At 55.3% G+C, this 15,413-nt stretch carries 21 protein-coding genes and 1 pseudogene; 18 read left to right on the top strand and 4 right to left on the bottom strand.

Annotated features, from left to right (window positions below):
* The first annotated feature begins 223 nt into the window (after positions 1 to 223).
* The 3 genes from VV088_RS10730 (at position 224) to VV088_RS10720 (ending at position 2,317) form a co-directional block, all read left to right on the top strand.
* Complete coding sequence (locus tag VV088_RS10730; protein WP_334600668.1) at positions 224 to 1,690, top strand: IS5 family transposase; 1,467 nt, start codon at positions 224 to 226, stop codon at positions 1,688 to 1,690.
* Positions 1,691 to 1,693: 3 nt separating this feature from the next.
* Complete coding sequence (locus VV088_RS10725; protein ID WP_325305495.1) at positions 1,694 to 1,816, top strand: hypothetical protein; 123 nt, start codon at positions 1,694 to 1,696, stop codon at positions 1,814 to 1,816.
* 144 nt (positions 1,817 to 1,960) lie between these two features.
* Complete coding sequence (locus VV088_RS10720) at positions 1,961 to 2,317, top strand: TnpV protein (RefSeq protein WP_334600667.1); 357 nt, start codon at positions 1,961 to 1,963, stop codon at positions 2,315 to 2,317.
* A 47-nt stretch (positions 2,318 to 2,364) separates the two neighbouring features.
* Here the strand turns inward: VV088_RS10720 and VV088_RS10715 are convergent, their stop codons facing one another.
* Positions 2,365 to 3,735, bottom strand: a complete 1,371-nt coding sequence (locus VV088_RS10715) for a sensor histidine kinase (RefSeq protein ID WP_334600665.1) — start codon at positions 3,733 to 3,735, stop codon at positions 2,365 to 2,367.
* The gene (locus tag VV088_RS10710) at positions 3,732 to 4,427 is read right to left on the bottom strand and encodes a response regulator transcription factor (RefSeq protein ID WP_334600664.1); all 696 of its coding nucleotides are present in this window, start codon (positions 4,425 to 4,427) and stop codon (positions 3,732 to 3,734) included. Before VV088_RS10710 ends, VV088_RS10715 begins: the two co-directional genes overlap by 4 nt.
* Positions 4,428 to 4,573: 146 nt before the next feature.
* Here VV088_RS10710 and VV088_RS10705 point away from each other — a divergent pair, with 146 nt between their 5' ends.
* The 7 genes and pseudogenes from VV088_RS10705 to VV088_RS22765 all read left to right on the top strand — a co-directional run.
* The gene (locus VV088_RS10705) at positions 4,574 to 5,497 is read left to right on the top strand and encodes an ABC transporter ATP-binding protein (protein WP_334600663.1); all 924 of its coding nucleotides are present in this window, start codon (positions 4,574 to 4,576) and stop codon (positions 5,495 to 5,497) included.
* Complete coding sequence (locus VV088_RS10700; RefSeq protein WP_442913144.1) at positions 5,481 to 6,278, top strand: ABC transporter permease; 798 nt, start codon at positions 5,481 to 5,483, stop codon at positions 6,276 to 6,278. Before VV088_RS10705 ends, VV088_RS10700 begins: the two co-directional genes overlap by 17 nt.
* A 1-nt stretch (position 6,279) precedes the next feature.
* Positions 6,280 to 7,059, top strand: a complete 780-nt coding sequence (locus VV088_RS10695; protein WP_334600661.1) for an ABC transporter permease — start codon at positions 6,280 to 6,282, stop codon at positions 7,057 to 7,059.
* Between the two features lie 15 nt (positions 7,060 to 7,074).
* Positions 7,075 to 7,464, top strand: a complete 390-nt coding sequence (locus VV088_RS10690) for a YxeA family protein (RefSeq protein ID WP_334600660.1) — start codon at positions 7,075 to 7,077, stop codon at positions 7,462 to 7,464.
* Positions 7,465 to 7,926: 462 nt separating this feature from the next.
* Entirely contained in the window at positions 7,927 to 8,097 is a 171-nt protein-coding gene (locus VV088_RS22770; RefSeq protein WP_442913143.1) for a sigma factor-like helix-turn-helix DNA-binding protein, read from the top strand.
* A 103-nt stretch (positions 8,098 to 8,200) separates the two neighbouring features.
* A complete protein-coding gene (locus VV088_RS10680) occupies positions 8,201 to 8,653 on the top strand; it encodes an RNA polymerase subunit sigma-24 (RefSeq protein ID WP_334600659.1) in 453 nt (150 codons plus the stop codon).
* Positions 8,580 to 9,053: pseudogene (locus VV088_RS22765) on the top strand (recombinase family protein); the annotation flags it as partial. The gene VV088_RS10680 and the pseudogene VV088_RS22765, both read left to right, overlap by 74 nt.
* A gap of 75 nt (positions 9,054 to 9,128) precedes the next feature.
* On the opposite strand, the gene istB reads toward VV088_RS22765, so the two are convergent.
* Together istB and istA are read right to left on the bottom strand one after the other, a co-directional pair.
* Complete coding sequence (istB, locus tag VV088_RS10670) at positions 9,129 to 9,926, bottom strand: IS21-like element helper ATPase IstB (protein ID WP_334599301.1); 798 nt, start codon at positions 9,924 to 9,926, stop codon at positions 9,129 to 9,131.
* Positions 9,919 to 11,142 (bottom strand): IS21 family transposase, encoded by a 1,224-nt coding sequence (gene istA, locus VV088_RS10665; protein WP_334599300.1) that lies wholly within the window; start codon positions 11,140 to 11,142, stop codon positions 9,919 to 9,921. The genes istB and istA overlap by 8 nt, the downstream gene beginning before the upstream one ends.
* Positions 11,143 to 11,359: 217 nt before the next feature.
* Between istA and VV088_RS10660 the strand changes: the two genes are divergently transcribed.
* From VV088_RS10660 to VV088_RS10625, 8 genes are read left to right on the top strand one after another with little or no spacing between them, the layout of a single operon-like run.
* The gene (locus tag VV088_RS10660; RefSeq protein ID WP_160233026.1) at positions 11,360 to 11,728 is read left to right on the top strand and encodes a hypothetical protein; all 369 of its coding nucleotides are present in this window, start codon (positions 11,360 to 11,362) and stop codon (positions 11,726 to 11,728) included.
* A complete protein-coding gene (locus tag VV088_RS10655) occupies positions 11,728 to 12,297 on the top strand; it encodes an HK97 gp10 family phage protein (RefSeq protein WP_334600658.1) in 570 nt (189 codons plus the stop codon). The genes VV088_RS10660 and VV088_RS10655 overlap by 1 nt, the downstream gene beginning before the upstream one ends.
* Positions 12,290 to 12,715, top strand: a complete 426-nt coding sequence (locus VV088_RS10650; protein ID WP_334600657.1) for a phage tail terminator family protein — start codon at positions 12,290 to 12,292, stop codon at positions 12,713 to 12,715. The genes VV088_RS10655 and VV088_RS10650 overlap by 8 nt, the downstream gene beginning before the upstream one ends.
* A gap of 4 nt (positions 12,716 to 12,719) precedes the next feature.
* Complete coding sequence (locus tag VV088_RS10645; RefSeq protein WP_160233029.1) at positions 12,720 to 12,917, top strand: hypothetical protein; 198 nt, start codon at positions 12,720 to 12,722, stop codon at positions 12,915 to 12,917.
* Positions 12,917 to 14,239, top strand: coding sequence for a phage tail sheath family protein (locus tag VV088_RS10640; protein WP_160233030.1), 1,323 nt, complete (start codon positions 12,917 to 12,919; stop codon positions 14,237 to 14,239). The genes VV088_RS10645 and VV088_RS10640 overlap by 1 nt, the downstream gene beginning before the upstream one ends.
* A 14-nt stretch (positions 14,240 to 14,253) precedes the next feature.
* Entirely contained in the window at positions 14,254 to 14,730 is a 477-nt protein-coding gene (locus tag VV088_RS10635; protein ID WP_325220131.1) for a phage tail tube protein, read from the top strand.
* Between the two features lie 33 nt (positions 14,731 to 14,763).
* Positions 14,764 to 15,192 carry a phage tail assembly chaperone gene (locus tag VV088_RS10630; RefSeq protein ID WP_334600655.1) on the top strand — a complete coding sequence of 143 codons (429 nt, stop codon included), beginning with the start codon at positions 14,764 to 14,766 and terminating at the stop codon, positions 15,190 to 15,192.
* A 2-nt stretch (positions 15,193 to 15,194) separates the two neighbouring features.
* Positions 15,195 to 15,389, top strand: coding sequence for a hypothetical protein (locus tag VV088_RS10625; protein ID WP_334600654.1), 195 nt, complete (start codon positions 15,195 to 15,197; stop codon positions 15,387 to 15,389).
* Positions 15,390 to 15,413: the final 24 nt, after the last annotated feature.

Raw genomic sequence — 15,413 nt, 5'->3', positions numbered from 1 at the left:
GCGGCGGGAGCGTATCTTTTACGCTTCCGCCGCCCATTTTTTATTTGAAAACCTGTTTGCAAAATGCGCTTCCTATGCTATGATAGAAACAACTATTTAGGGCCTGCTTCGTAACCTCAAACTGCTTAGAAGACAAGCAATATGGGATGAAATATGGTAGAATAGGTGCAAGGGAATTGGGAAAAAGCAAGGAAAAAGCGTGCACTTATAGGGGGCGGAGTGGATGTATAAGGACAACAGTCAGCTTCGGATGGAAGATTTCATCTTTCCATATGGGAAACTGGACCCAGAAAACGATTGGGTGAAACTGGCGGCGCTGGTTCCGTGGGAGATAGCGGAGGAGCGGTATGCAGCGCGATTCGTGAACAATGGTCACCCGGCCCATCCGGCACGGATGGCATTAGGGGCGCTGCTGATTCAGCGGCGGCTGAAATGCAGCGACCAATGGCTGGTGAAGCACATTGGAGAAAACCCGTATCTGCAATATTTCATCGGCATGAAGGAGTACGGGCCGTGTCCGTTCGGGGCGTCCACGCTGGTAGCGTTCCGGAAACGGTTCAGCGAGGAGGACCTGGCAGCAATTCTGGAGGCGTCTGTCCCAAAAGCGGAGACAGGGAAACAGGATGACTCGGATGACGGGAACGATCCGCCTAACAGCGGGACACTGATTCTGGACGCCACATGCTGCCCCGCGGACATCGCCTATCCTCAGGACATCGATTTACTCAACCAAGTGCGGGAGAAAGCGGAGAAAACGGTGGACGAGCTGTGTAAAGCGGCAGGACAGAAGAAGCCCCGGATGTACCGCAAGCGCGCCCGGAAGGACTATCTCCGTCTGTCCAAAAGCAAGAAGCGCAGTGGGAAAGCAATCCGTTCCGCGATACGCAAACAGCTGCAATACATCCGCCGGGATATCAGGTACATAGCTGAATTGGTTCAAAAAGGTGCAAAATTGTCTTCAAAGCAGGCGGACCGCCTGAATATCATGACTACTGTCTACGAGCAGCAGCGCCTCATGTTTGAATCCGGGACCCACAGCATTCCCCGGCGCATCGTCAGTCTGGCCCAGCCCTGGGTCCGGCCCATCGTTCGGGGAAAAGCCCACGCCAAAACCGAGTTTGGCTCAAAACTGCATATCAGTCTGGTGGATGGCTATGCCAGGATCGAACGGCTGGACTTCGAGCCCTTCAACGAATCGGAAGACCTCTGGCGGGCGGTGGCTCGGTACCGGGAGCGCTATGGCTGTTACCCGGAACGTATCCTGGCGGACAAAATCTACCGCAGCCGCCAGACACTGGCTTTTTGCAAAGAGCATGGTATTCGTCTGTCCGGTCCGGCCCTGGGAAAGCCGCCAAAAGCTCCCGGCCTGTCCCGTCAAGCAAAGAAACTGGAGTATCAGGACAACTGCGACCGCAATGCTGTGGAGGGTGTTTTTGGGACGGTCAAGACCGCTTACGGCCTGGACCGCGTCATGGCACGCCTACAGGAAACCGCTGTCTGTGTGATTGGCGTTGCACTGCTGCTCTCAAACCTTTCCTTATCCCTGAGGGCCGCTCTCGCTCTGTTTTGCCTTATGCTTCTGCTGTTTGTCTTGCTGACGTTGCGGAGCAGAGCCTATTTAGTTTTGATGTTTTTGGATATAATTTCTAATAAGATTTTTCTCTCAATCATACATCAAAAAGGAGCATGAACCATGGATGAGCAAAATGTAAAGCGCACGCGCCGCACCCCGCAGCAGATGGCCGAGGATATTGACGGCAAGATTCAAAAGCTGAATCAGGACCTGGAAGCCCTCGCCGATGGGGCGATGGCGTAAGCGCAACAAGGCCGAAAACCCTTGAAAACACTGGATTGTTGGTAGGACAAGCCTTTTCCGGCGGCGATGGTGTAAGGACAACCTATTAAAATTTTCGATGGGACAAGCTGTTTCAAATCCAATTTTTAGGACAAGTGATTTGCAATGAAAATAGAATTGGACTATGTGAAAGTGGGCGATTACTACCTCCCCGACCTGACGATAGAGCCGCCGCCTGACCGCAGTTTGGGCAAGTATGGTCTGTTGCGGTTGCGGTATCTGAAAGAGTATCGTCCCATCGTTTGGGCCGAACTGGTGATGGAGGGCAAGCTGTACGCCCATCTGCTGGAAACCGAGGACGCCGCCCAAGACCTGTTGGACAGTATGATGCCGGGAATGGCAAAGGAGGCCGGGGCCACCGAAGATTTGAAAGCCCGTGGCCCCATGCGCTGGGTGGGCCTGATGAATCGTTGCAAGGCCCAAGTGGAGGAAATCATTTTTGTGGAATTGGTTTATAGCTAAATCAAATAAAGAGCAACGGAGAACGTATATAAGCGTTCTCCGTTGCTTTATGGTCCCCCGCCGGGAAAGACTAAAACTGTCTGATACCCATTTTGCGGTGTACTTTCAATTTCCACTGTGCCATGATGCGCCTCAACAATCTGCCGAACCAACAGAACGCCTAAGCCGTGTCTCAGGTTCAATCTTTCATCGGTGCTTTCCAAATGATGCGCCGTTGCTCTTAATTTCTCCAGCTTCTCAGCGGACACGCCTATGCCGTCATCTGATACCATGGTGGTTATACCGGTTTCATTTCGCGCTACGGAAACAGAAATTATGCACCCTTTTGGATTATGAATGACGCTGTTCTGAATCAAATTATACAGCGCACGTTTCAGCAGAGCTTCGTCTCCCATGATGGACGCTGTTTCGCTCTCCTGGCTGGAATCAAACATAATTTGATACCGCGCCTCTAACCCGCCGTCCAAAAACTCACAGACGACTTGCCGCGCCAGCTCCACGAAATAGACTTTCTCCATCCGAAAGGGCTGCATGGAATACTCCAGCCTGGACGTGAGGTTCAGATCGGAAATCAGGCTCCGCAGCTTTTCCCCCTGCCTGCGGATATGGGACGCCTGTTCACGGGCGGAGGCCGGGAGGGTTTGGTCAGCCTCCAATTGCCCGGCAAAACCCAAAATTACCGAGAGGGGTGTCCGCACGTCATGGGAGATACCGCTGATCCAGTCGGCGCGGGCGCTGTCCTTTTTGGCAATAAAAGCCCCCGCCCTGTTGAGCTGCCGGTTGATCTCCGCCAATTCGCCTCTCTCCGGGAGGCTAACCGACTGGCCGGAGGAAACCGTTTCGATCCCCCGCAAAATGGGCGTGACCGCCTTTTCAACGTGCCGGGTGTTCTTCCAGATCAGAAGAACCACCACAATGATATTGGTCAGAAAGACGGCAGCCAGCCCGACAAGCAGTTTTCTCGCATAGCTCTCACTGACAGAAAAGTAATACTTCGCCTGACTGCCCTTTTCGCCGCCCACTACCAATAGCCCCTGGGGATGCTCCTGCACATAGACCGGATAATCCCCCAGATACCACCGGCTGAATTTTGCCACGTCCGCTGCCGTGTACCGCCGGGGCAATTCCTCCGGCAGTCTGCTCTGAAAAATGACCGTTCCTATATCGTCCAAAACCATGGCCCAGGCGTGATGTTCTTCCAACATTTCGGCCAGCTCCCCAGCCGCTGTCAAATGTCCTGTTCCGTCCAGAGTAATCCTGTCACAGATTTCGCTCATGGAGAGGTCCGGTGTCTCCGAGGTCTGCCAGGCCCAGATCAGCACAGAGAAAAACAGGACAACATTGAGTAGCAGGAACAGCACGATGATGCCCACCATAGATAAAAAGTATTTCCGAAAGAAGCGTTCCACAGGTTTCATTTCTCCGGCTCCTTTACCACCAGCTTATATCCCAGGCCCTTCACCGTCAGGAGCGACACGGGCTTTGACGGATTTTCCTCGATCTTCTCCCGCAGGTGCCGGATGTGGGTCATCAGTGTTGTCTCATACCCCTGCCAGATGTCCCCGCACAGCGTTTGACAGAGAACGCCGATGGTGACAATCCGGCCCGCGTTCTCCGCCAGCTTCTCAAAGACGCTGTACTCCTTAGCGGTCAAGGGTGTCCGCTGGCCCTCTCTAATAACCTCAGCCCGGTCTAAATCTACTGCGGCAGCGTTCAGCGTAACAACCCGCTCTTTTTCAGGATAGGCCCGTTTCAAAATTGCCTGGACACGCAACAGCAGTTCCTTTGGCAGAAAAGGCTTGACCAGATAATCGTCCGCCCCCAGCTCGAACCCGGCGAAGCGGTCCTCGGCTTCCCCCTTCGCGGTGAGCATAAGAACGGGAACTTTGCTAACAGCCCGAATTTCCTGGAGCAGTTCAAACCCGTCCATATCCGGCATCATCACATCCAGAATGATGATGCCGGGTATTTTTTTCGCCATCACCGCCAGCGCCTCTTGCCCGGAGGCCGCTGTTGTAATCTGTGTATATCCGGCGCTCTCGAAAATAGAGCGAATCATCGTCCGCAAATCCTTTTCATCGTCTACGACGAGAATTTCTCTGTTCAGCATATAAGCCCCTCCTGTCCGCACTCATTATAGCGCAGAAACTAAAAATTGTATATGCCATCAGCACAATCTCAAGGTTATCTCAAGGTTCCCTCAAGGAAAGCTCAAAGATGGTGTTGTATACTGACCCCGCAAAGGAGGTAAACGCTATGAGCGAAATCGTCATTGAAACGAAACAACTGACCAAACAGTACGGGACGCAAAAGAGCGTGGCGGAGCTGAACATCCACGTTCAGAGGGGCCGCATTTATGGTCTGCTGGGCCGAAACGGAGCCGGAAAAACCACCACCATGAAGATGCTGCTGGGCTTGACCCAGCCCACCTCCGGGGAAGTGACGATCTGGGGAAAGCCCTTGCTTGGTAACGAGAAGAAGCTGTTGCCCCGCATCGGCAGCCTGATCGAATCCCCTGGCTTCTATCCCAATCTGACGGGGACGGAGAACCTGCGTATTTTCGCTGCACTGCGGGGACTGAAAAATCAGGGGGCTATTAAGAACGCCCTGGAGCTGGTGGGCCTGCCTTACCGGGACAAAAAGCTCTTTTCCCAATACTCCCTGGGTATGAAGCAGCGGCTGGCCATCGCCCTGGCGGTCATGCACGACCCGGAGCTGCTGATTTTGGACGAACCCATCAACGGCCTGGACCCAATCGGCATCGCGGAGGTGCGCTCCTTCATCCGGGCGCTGTGCGACGAGCGGGGCAAGACCATCCTGATCTCCAGCCACATTCTCTCCGAGGTGGCGCTGCTGGCGGATGACATCGGTATCATCGACCACGGTGTGCTGCTGGAGGAGGAGAGCCTTGCGGACCTGGAAGCCAAGAGCGACCGGTATGTCCGCTTCACAGTCTCCGACACGGGGCGTGCGGCGGAGGTCTTGAACAGTGCTTTCCACGAAAATCAGTTTACTGTACAGGACGGCCACCATCTGCGGATGGATTCTGCCAAGGTCCCCGTGGCAAAGATCGTTTCTGCCTTTGTGCAGTATGGTCTGGAGGTGTCGGAGGCCGCAACTGTGGAGGAAAGCCTGGAGGATTACTTCAAGCGGGTGACCGGGGGTGAGGGGATTGCTTAAGCTGATTTTCTGCGAGCTGGCGAAGCTGAAACGGAAGAAGTTCATTCCTTTTGTAATCCTCTCTGCGTTCCTGTTCCCGCTCCCGCTGGCACTGATGATGCTGACGCCCCGCATGATGGACCGATACGACACGAAAGCCGAGCTCTTTGACGACTTTTATCAGTTTGTCCTGGGCTATGGGGTGGAGCTGCTTTTGCCCTGTATCATCGGTGTCATAGCCGCCATGCTGTTCTTCATGGAGCGGGACAACGACACCTTCAAAAACCTGCGGACCATCCCGGTGACCAGCACCCAGATGATTTTCGCTAAAATTATCGTTCTGTTTCTGTTCGGACTGATCTTCTGTCTGTCCACAGCCGCCGTCACCATCGTCTGCGGGAGCCTGATTGCCGAGGTGGGCGGGCTGGGCTATAAGCTGTGGGTGGCGGTGGAGATGGGAGTTTTCGTCACAGCGGGCACCCTGCCGTTGGTAGTGCTGGTGGTCTTTTTCAGCAAGACCTATATCTTCTCCGTTCTGCTGTGCATCTTTTACAGCGTGTTAAGCCTGACCGCCGAAAGCAGTTTCGGTGCCCTGCCGAAGTTTTTGTGCTGGCTGATGCCGATTCCCCTCACAAACCTCTGGTGCGCGGGGGATATGGTTCGGCATGGCGTCAAGGGCAGCTTGGGGGAACTGCAATACCTGATTCCCTCAACAATGCAGACCGTCTTGATTTTGAGTGCAATGGCTGTCCTGTCCATTCTGGTGATTGACCGGCTGTATAAAAAGAGAGGGGGAGATTGAGATGCTAGTACTGCTGAAAACTGAAGTTTGGAAACTGAAACGGTATCACATGGTCTGGGCAGGGGTTTTCCTGATGCTGCTGTCCGTCCTGCTGACCGTTTTCTCCACCACCGCCCAGGATGGAAGTGTATGGACCTTCTCCTTTTTCGTGGAGCAGGTCCTGAAGAACAACATCACAACAATTTTCCCCATGTGCATCGCTTTGATTACCGGATATATCATCAGCCGGGAGGGAACGGACGACACGCTGAAAAATATTCTGACGGTTCCCCTGTCGTTTCCCGCTCTGCTGGCTGGCAAGCTGGCCGTCTGCGGACTGCTCTCCCTGTTCCTGGGGATCGTCAGCACCGTGTTCACCGTGACGGCATCCTCCCTTTTGGGCTTCCCCGGCGGCGATTTTCCGGCAGTCATGCAAGCCGGGTTGCAGATCACGTTCAACTGCCTGTTCCTCTATATCGCGGTTCTGCCAATCATCGCCATCGCCGCCCGTATCCCAAACGGGCACTTAATTGGAGCGGTGGTAGCCTTCGTCTACGGCTACGGCGGGATGTTTGCGGCAGGGAGCATGACCTTGGCGAATTTGTATCCCGTGACCGCAAGCATGGGGCTGATCGGATACCGTAGCTATGATGCGGCCGTCCATTGGAATCCGCTGCTTTGTATGCTCAGTTTGCTGGCCGCTCTGCTGATTGCCGCCGCTTTTGTGGCGACAGCAAAAAAAGGCGCGGCTCCAAAGACAGCAAAAAAGCCCAAGCGGGTCATCACAAAAAAAGGTTGGTAAGGGGTGTCAAACAATATGAAGAAAAAATTGAAAATCATAATAGGCGTCGTTGCTGTCTTTCTCATTGGTCTGGTCGGCTTTTGCGCATGGTTTCTCTCCGGCTCCGGCAGCGCCGAGTATTACGCCCAGATCGACAACACCAAGGTGGAACAGGTGGATTCTAACGGAGGCGTCATTAACTTCAAAGGCAACCTGCCCTATTCCTACACGCTGCTGTCCTATGACGAAAACGGGAGCGAAAAAGAGATCACCTTCGGGACATCCAGAGAACTTCGGGAGGGGGCCTTTATCCGTCTGACCGTCATGCCGGTCCGGGGCGTCCTGGATTGGAGCGAGGTGCAGTATGACGAGCTTCCGGCAGCAGTGCAGAATCATTATTCTGCTCCATCGGATGATGAAGGGTAATTTCAGCGAATAACAGAAGCTCTATCCATTTAGGGCTTATTTTCTGCGGCGGTTTATTAAAGCTGCCGCCTTTCTATTTGCTTTCTCGACATATAAGAGAATGCCGCTATGCGATTACAGATAGATAGGAGCTTGTCAAAAAAAGCCTGACCCCCGCAGCGGCGCACTCCACCCAAGATTGCGAAAATAGTCATTTTCTGACGACTCATAATGTCGTCCCCGGTGCCCGAACAGTCTTGCACTGTCCGGGCGCTTTTCTATACCCAGGCCAGCAACACCGGCCTCGCTGCCGCTCCCCGCCCCCTCCGTTCAGGCCCCAAAAATTTGAACAAAGGAAAGGACGATGGAAATTACCATCAAAATCAATGGGCGGTTTTTGTCTGTCGAGGTCAGCGCCGAGGTTGCCGACTATCTGGAACAGGCCAAGCGGAACAATCAGAAACTCTACCGTGAGCGTCAGCGGTGCTGGCGCTCTGCACACCCACCCAGCGGGAGCGGTTTTCGCTCTATGCCCTGCATGATTTTAGTTATGCGGAGATTGCCGAGATGTGCGGCTGCTCCAAAGTTTCCGTTTGCCAGAGCATCACGGGCGTTCGCAAAAAGTTTTTCAATTTCTTTGGGAAAACATACTAATGATTGCCCCCCTAAGTGGCTACCATGTGAAGGGCGTTTGCTCCATCACTGGGAGGGACAAGCAGTTTTGGCTGTTTGTCCCTCCCGTCATTTAGGAGGCTATATGAAAATCATCAACCTGCGGCTCCATTACCCCCACTGTCAGCAGGACAAGCTGGTGGAGGTCAGCGAGGAAGTCTTTGACGTGCTGTGCCAGTCTATCCGGGAAATGCGGAACTATGAGCGCCGCAAGCAGTATCACCGGGCGTTCTACTCCCTGGACGCTTACGACTGGACGGAGAACTATGCCCTGGAACACAGCCCGTCCCCGGAGCAGCTTGTCATGCTGGCGGAGGAACGGGCCGAGCGTGACCGGCTGGCCGCTGCCTTGCGGGAGGCCCTGGTCTATGCTACTCTCACCCAGGCCCGCCGCCTCTGTGCCTACTACCTGGGCGGGCTGACCCAGCAGCAGATCGCAGACCGCGAGTGCGTCCACAACAGCAATGTTTGCCTCGCCATCCGCCGTGGCCTGTGCAATCTCCGCCGCTACTACGCAGACCACCCCCAAGAAAAGTGAGGGCGGCATGGCAATCATCAATTTACGTAAGCACTATTACCCGCTCTATACCACCGACACATTTGTGGAAGTGCCGGACGAGGTTGCCGCCGTTATGGGGGAATGTCGGCTCTATGAAAACCGGCAGGAGGGCAGAAAAAGCTATTACCATGTCTACTCAATGGATTGTAGCCCTGGCATTGAGAACCAAAAAGCCATGCTGCTGCAATACGCGATGGAACAGGGGTGGGAAGTTTATAACCTTTATAGTGATGATGATTACACAGGCTCAGACCGCAGACGGCCCGAATTTAACCGCTTGCTGGAGGACGCCAAGGCCCACCGCTTTGACATCGTTCGCTGCAAGACCCAATCCCGCTTTACCCGTGAGCTGGAGCTGGTAGAGAAGTACATCCATGGCTGTCAACGCCGATATGAAATTGCAAGAAAACGCCGAAGAAATTTTGTCATTTTTCGGCGGTGGTGGGTAACAAAATCAGCAGTTGCCTTGCTCAAAAAGAGTGTTCACGATTTGCTGCTTCTGGCGCATAAATTCCTTGCGTTCTTTCAGGCGGTAAGACTCGCCCTTGATGTTGATAACGGTGCAGTGATGCAGGACACGGTCCAGGATGGCGGAGGCGATGGTGACGTTGGCAAAGACCTCGTTCCACTGGGAGAAGGTCTTGTTGGAGGTAAAGACGGTGGACGTCTTTTCATACCTTCTGGCAATCAACTGGAAGAACAGGTTTGCGCCCTGGATGTCCATGGGGAGGTAGCCGATCTCGTCGATGATAAGCATCCTGTACTTGGCGAGAACCTTGAGCTTGTCCGGCAGACGGTTCTCAAAATGGGCCTTCTTGAGCTGCTCAATAAGCTGATGGCAGTTGATGTAGTAGGTGGAAAAGCGATGCTGTGCCGCCACAAGGCCCAGAGCGGAGGCCAGATGGGTCTTGCCCACGCCGGGCGGGCCAAGGAAGACCACATTCTCCCCGTTTTCCAGGAAGCGCATGGTGGCCAGTTCGTCGATCTGGCGCTTGTCGATGGAGGGCTGGAAAGAGAAATCGAAGTCGTCCAGGGTCTTCTTAATGGGGAAGCCGGACATCTGGATCTGCTTCTCATAGGCCCGTCTCCGCTTGGATTTGGCTTCTTCTAAGAAAATGTGATCCAAAACCTCCACAATGTTGAGCTTGTCCGCCACCGCCCGTTCCAGGTAATTGTCCAGAATCTCCAGAGTGTTTTTCATCTTAAGGGCTTCCAGGTTTTCCCTCAGCCTGTCCATGGTAAATTCACTCATACAGCACCTCGTCATATCTGGACAAATCCGATGGTTTCAAGGGAAAATCTATTACTTTGTCCTGTTCCAGCAGAACATTTTCTGCATCCATCGTCTGTTTCAGCGTAAGCCTTCTATAGTGCTGAGGATTGACAACCATGTCCTTTCTCTGATACGATATTCGGTGCAGAGCGATCTGCTTTCCCTCGTAATATGCTGCTAACATGCTGTCGAGGGCCACGACTGCCACATCTTTGCCGATATACTCCGCTGGCACGGAGTACTGATTGCCGGCGTACGAGATGAGGCAGTCTTTTTGTACTCGCCTCAGGTTGATTTTGTCGATGATGTACTCACGGGTAAGAGGACTCAGTCTCTCTTTTTTCAACCTCTCAAAGGGAATTTCGTTGGTGGTGGCGTGGACTTTCCCATTGACCTTATTGCACCAGGCCAGGGCCTGTCCGTTCAAGTCCGCCAGACTGTTGTACTGGATCCCCACCATAAAATTATCTCTGACAAACTGCACCGTCCGCTCTACTTTCCCCTTCGTCTGACCCCGATATGGCCGGCACAGAATGGGCTTGAATCCATAGAAGCCCGCGAAGTCCTCAAACTGCCGGTTTAGCGTGGAATCCTCCTGCTTCAGCAGCCGCTTGATGACTACCTGCTTCATATTGTCATACAGAATCTCCTCCGGGTAGCCTCCGAAATACCGAAACGCGTTCTGATGGCACCGTATCAACGTGTTTGTGCTCATATCTGTGACAAATTCGATGTACCGCATCCGCGAATATCCCAGAATCATGAGAAAACAGTACAGCTTTTTCCACTTCCCATCCTCGTACACCAGGTGATCCTCGAAAAATCCCCAGTCCATCTGCCCCTGCTTCCCCGGCATCGTCTCAAACCGCACCGTTGCTTTCTCATTCAAGTCCATCTTCCGGCTGCTCACATACGCCTTGACAATACTGTAACCTCCGTCAAACCCCATCTCCCGCAGCTTCTCCAGGATCCGCAGCGCTGAATACGGCGCCTCTTCCAGCCACTCGTCCACGATCTGCTTGTACGGGTCCATCTTTGTGGGCTTGGGCTCGCTCAATGTGTACTCCGGCTTCTGCGGCGATTCCGCGTACCGCTTTGCTGTTCGTGGGTCCATGTGGTACTTCCGGCCCAGCTCCACATAGCTCAGGCCTTTTTGTCTGTCGCTTCGGATATCCATCCACTGTGCTCCTTTCATTTCCTGACTCCCTTTCCGGGCTCTTTTTCGCCCTGATTGGGAGTCTATCTTTTTTCCCTCCTCTCCGCCACAAAACTACATTTTTTCCTCGGCGTTTTCTTTCATTTTATCATTGGCGCTGACACGGCGTTTCCAGCCCGGAGGGGCGCTTTTTGGCCACCCTGGACGGCATGGTCCACCCATCGGAGAAAATCCTGGGGGCTTTTCGGAGGTTGAAATGGTGACGCTTGAACGCTACAAGGCAGCGGTCCAGCGCCTTTGGACCGGCAAGGCCACCGTCACCGTGCGGGAGGGTGTGCTGAATGAGGCCAATGGCCGCACGGAGCCCGTTGAGCGGGTGCTTGTGGAGGGGGCGGCCTGCCGCATCTCCCACAAGACTGTCACCGCCACGGAGCCCTCTGAGGAGGCCGCCAAGACAGTCCAAACCGTTACGCTCTACATTGACCCCTCCGTGGACATCCCGGAGGGGTCAAAAATCACCGTGACACAGAACAAGGTCACCCGTGACTATGAGCGGAGCGGCACCCCGGCGGTCTACACCGTCCACCAGGAGGTGCCGCTTGAGCTGTGGGAGGGGTGGGCCTAATGGCCAGATGGGGCAACTGCGATTATAGGCAGCTCCAAAAGCTCCGGGAAAACCTGGACCGGCTCCAAAGCGCTGACCTGGAGAATTTCTGCCGGGACGTGTCCAAGGAGCTGGCGGCCCGTCTGCTGGCCCTGGTGATACCGGCCACCCCTGTGGGCAACTACAAGACCGAGGTCAAGGTAACCGCCAAGCGGGACAGCAAGCATCACAAAAAGGGCGATGTCTACACCAAGCGGGTGACCCCCAGCGGCAAAAAAGGCGGCACCCTGCGCCGGGGCTGGACGGCCCGAACGGAGCAGGAGGCCGCCAGCCGTGGCGGGAACAGCAACGCCAAGGCCTATGCCCAAGCCCTGCCCATCAAAAAGCAGGGCGGCAGCTACCTTGTGGAAGTCATCAACCTCGTCCATTATGCCAGCTATGTGGAGTTTGGCCACCGCACGCCCGGCGGCAAGGGATGGGTGGCCGGGCAGTATTTCCTCACCCTATCAGAGCAGGACTTGAGGGCGCTGGCCCCGGCGCTCATTGAGAAAAAGCTGGAGGCGCTTTTGCGGGAGGTGTTCCGTGTCTGAAATCAGTTTTAACAGCATTTTTGACGGCGTGAGCCTTGCGGTCCACGCCGCTTTTCCTGCCCCCGTTCAGGTCCACGGCGGTGAGGTCAAGCAGGGGCTCAAGCCTGGTGACTTCAATGTCACGATGCCCACCGCCAGCCACGCCCAGGAGGTGGGGTCCCGCTACCGGCGGAGCCCCACGCTGGACGTGATTTATTACCCCAAGCGGGGCAATGCGGAGTGCTACGCCGTGGCGGACCGGCTCACGGCGGTCCTGGGGAGCATCACCACCCCGGAGGGGGATGTGGTGCACGCTACAAGCTGCGAGTGGACCATCACCGGCGGGGTGCTCCATGTGCTTGCCACCTATGACCATTTTGTCCGTGTTCCCCAGGAGCACATCATGATGGAAACCCTAAAAATCGAACAGGAGGGATGACCCTATGGCAAAAAATGAAACTGCGGCGGCTCCGGCCAGAACTGCGCCGGAGGCCGTTTACACCAGGGAGCAGGTCATGAGCTCCCAGCGCTACGCCGCCCGGCGGGACCTGGTGAGCGTCCTGCTGGAGAGCGGCAAGTCCTACACCTTGGCTGAGGTGGATGCGCTCATCAACAAATTCATGAAAGGAGCGGTGAAATAATGGCACTGGGAGGCGGCACCTGGCTGGTCCAGAACAAGGTCCTGCCGGGCAGCTATATCAACTTTTCCAGCGTTGCAAAGGCCTCCGCCACACTGTCCGACCGTGGATATGCGGCGGCCCCCTTTGTCCTGAGCTGGGGCCCGGAAAATGAGGTTTTCGCTGTTACCTCCGGGGAATTTCAGAAAAACAGCAAGGCCATTTTCGGTTACTCCTATGACCACCCCAAGATGCTGGCCCTGCGGGAGATTTTCCTACACGCCACCACCGTCTACTGCTACCGGCTGGGGCTGGGAGCCAAAAAGGCGGCCTGTGCGCTGGCCACCGCCAAGTACCCCGGCGTCCGGGGCAATGACCTCTCCATCGTCATTGCGGTCAACGTGGATGACCCGGATGCCTTTGACGTTGGCACCTATCTGGATGGCATCCAGGTGGACCTCCAGACGGTGACCAAGGCGGAGGATCTGACCGGCAATGACTATGTGGACTTCAAGAAAGACCTCACGCTGGAGGCTACGGCGGGGGCACCCCTGACCGGCGGGGAGGACGTGGCGAACATCACCGGGGACAGCCACCAGGCATTTTTGGACAAGATTGAGGCCTATGCCTTTAACGCCATGTGCTGCCCGGCGGCTGACCCCATCATCGTCAAGCTCTACGCCGCCTACTGCCAGCGGGTCCGGGATGAGGTGGGCGCAAAATTCCAACTCATTGCGTGGAAACCCTCCACGGTGGACTATGAGGGCGTCATCGGCGTGTGGAACAGCGCCACCCACCCCTCCATGGATGTGGAGGAGCACGCTGTGGTTTACTGGGCCACCGGGGCCCATGCTGGCGTGGCCGTCAACAAGTCCCTGACCAATGCCAAGTATGACGGGGAGCTCACCCTGAACACGGACTATAAGCAGGCGGAGCTCACGGCGGCCCTCAAGGCGGGTAAATTCATGTTCCACAACGTCAACGGCCTCACCCGTGTCCTGGAGGACATCAACACCCTGCTGACCCTCTCCGATACCAAGGGGGAGGTTTTCCAGAGCAATCAGACCATGCGGGTGTGTGACCAAATCGCCAATGACGTGGCGGTGCTGTTCAATGAGCGCTACCTGGGCACCGTGCCCAATGATGCCTCCGGGCGGTCCGCCCTGTGGGGTGACATCACCCACTACATCAAGCAGCTTGAGGACATCCGGGCGGTGGAGAACTTTGACCCGGACACCGTGAGCTGTGAGCAGGGTGACAAGAAAAAGGCCGTGCTGGTCACCGTCAATGGCCTCAACATCATCAACGCTATGGCCCAGCTCTACATGAGCGTGATTATCCAGTAAAGGAGGAGAAATAAATGCCTGACGGAGCTATGATGAACGCCAAGGACGCTGTAAGCGCCCACCGTGCGGAGTGCTTTGTCACGATTGACGGCAGACGCTACTCCATGCTGATGGCCAAGGACTTTGAGGGCAAGGCCCAGGTCAACACCAAGGAGGTCCCCCGGCTGGGCAATATCGTCATCGGCCACAAGGCTGACACGGTGGTCCTGGCCTTTTCCATGACCATCTACAAGTGCACGGAGATTTTCGATGACGTGATTGAGCAGTTTATCCGCACCGGCGTGATGCCCACTTTCACCATCCAGACCTCCAACGATGACCAGGCCAGCAGCGTGGGCCGGAGCACGAAAATCTATAATGATTGCGTGCTGGACGGGGACGTGCTGCTGTCCATGTTCAACGCTGAGGGCGACTTTATCGAACAGTCCATTGAGGGCTTTTGCGATAGCTTTAGCCGTCCTGAGAAATACACCAACCCGTCCTATATGTGATAGGGCGGCATGACTACAAGGAGGAAAAACACCATGAGTAAGAGCCTGTCCGCATTTATGCGCCCCAACGTGGCGGAAATCAAAAACGCCAGCTTTGCCCCCTCCCCCCGCTTTGTGGGGGAGGACGGCAAGCCGGTGGAGTGGGAAATCCGCTGCATCTCCGCCGATGAGTACGCCCGCATCCGCTCCGGGTGCATCCGGCAGGTGCCGGTGCCGGGCAAGAAAAACCAATTCACCGCCCAGCTTAACACCTATGGCTTTCAGGCCAAGGTGGCGGCGGCGTGCACCGTGTTCCCGGACCTCAATGACGCCGCCCTCCAGGACAGCTGGGGTGTGACCAAGCCGGAGGACCTGGTGGGTGCTATGCTCATCGGCGGTGAGTTTGACGATTATGTTACGGAGGTTTTCCGCATCAACGGCTTTAAGAATGATGCTGATTTGGTGGATGAGGCAAAAAACTGATTTTGGGCGGTGACCCGGAGGCCAACTTTGCCCATTTCTGTCTGCAAAAGTTTGGCTGGGAGCCGTCCAAATTCCTTGACTTGCCCATCAAAGAGCGGGCCTTTGTCATCGCCTCCATAGAGGTCCGTGCGGAAAGCGAAAAGAAAAAAGAGGCGGAGCTGAAAGCAAAGGCGGCCAAACGGGGCCGCCGCCGATAATACCGGGCCCCCGTCCAGCCGGGC

The organism is Lawsonibacter sp. JLR.KK007 (assembly GCF_036941135.1).
Lineage (GTDB): Bacteria > Bacillota > Clostridia > Oscillospirales > Oscillospiraceae > Lawsonibacter.
This window is presented reverse-complemented; position numbering and strand designations above follow the sequence as displayed.

Coding starts and splice junctions, on each gene's coding strand:
- VV088_RS10730 (WP_334600668.1), top strand. CDS start 224: ATGTATAAGGACAACAGTCAGCTTCGGATGGAAGATTTCATCTTTCCA.
- VV088_RS10725 (WP_325305495.1), top strand. CDS start 1,694: ATGGATGAGCAAAATGTAAAGCGCACGCGCCGCACCCCGCAGCAGATG.
- VV088_RS10720 (WP_334600667.1), top strand. CDS start 1,961: ATGAAAATAGAATTGGACTATGTGAAAGTGGGCGATTACTACCTCCCC.
- VV088_RS10715 (WP_334600665.1), bottom strand. CDS start 3,735: ATGAAACCTGTGGAACGCTTCTTTCGGAAATACTTTTTATCTATGGTG.
- VV088_RS10710 (WP_334600664.1), bottom strand. CDS start 4,427: ATGCTGAACAGAGAAATTCTCGTCGTAGACGATGAAAAGGATTTGCGG.
- VV088_RS10705 (WP_334600663.1), top strand. CDS start 4,574: ATGAGCGAAATCGTCATTGAAACGAAACAACTGACCAAACAGTACGGG.
- VV088_RS10695 (WP_334600661.1), top strand. CDS start 6,280: ATGCTAGTACTGCTGAAAACTGAAGTTTGGAAACTGAAACGGTATCAC.
- VV088_RS10690 (WP_334600660.1), top strand. CDS start 7,075: ATGAAGAAAAAATTGAAAATCATAATAGGCGTCGTTGCTGTCTTTCTC.
- VV088_RS10680 (WP_334600659.1), top strand. CDS start 8,201: ATGAAAATCATCAACCTGCGGCTCCATTACCCCCACTGTCAGCAGGAC.
- istB (WP_334599301.1), bottom strand. CDS start 9,926: ATGAGTGAATTTACCATGGACAGGCTGAGGGAAAACCTGGAAGCCCTT.
- istA (WP_334599300.1), bottom strand. CDS start 11,142: ATGAAAGGAGCACAGTGGATGGATATCCGAAGCGACAGACAAAAAGGC.
- VV088_RS10660 (WP_160233026.1), top strand. CDS start 11,360: ATGGTGACGCTTGAACGCTACAAGGCAGCGGTCCAGCGCCTTTGGACC.
- VV088_RS10655 (WP_334600658.1), top strand. CDS start 11,728: ATGGCCAGATGGGGCAACTGCGATTATAGGCAGCTCCAAAAGCTCCGG.
- VV088_RS10645 (WP_160233029.1), top strand. CDS start 12,720: ATGGCAAAAAATGAAACTGCGGCGGCTCCGGCCAGAACTGCGCCGGAG.
- VV088_RS10640 (WP_160233030.1), top strand. CDS start 12,917: ATGGCACTGGGAGGCGGCACCTGGCTGGTCCAGAACAAGGTCCTGCCG.
- VV088_RS10635 (WP_325220131.1), top strand. CDS start 14,254: ATGCCTGACGGAGCTATGATGAACGCCAAGGACGCTGTAAGCGCCCAC.
- VV088_RS10630 (WP_334600655.1), top strand. CDS start 14,764: ATGAGTAAGAGCCTGTCCGCATTTATGCGCCCCAACGTGGCGGAAATC.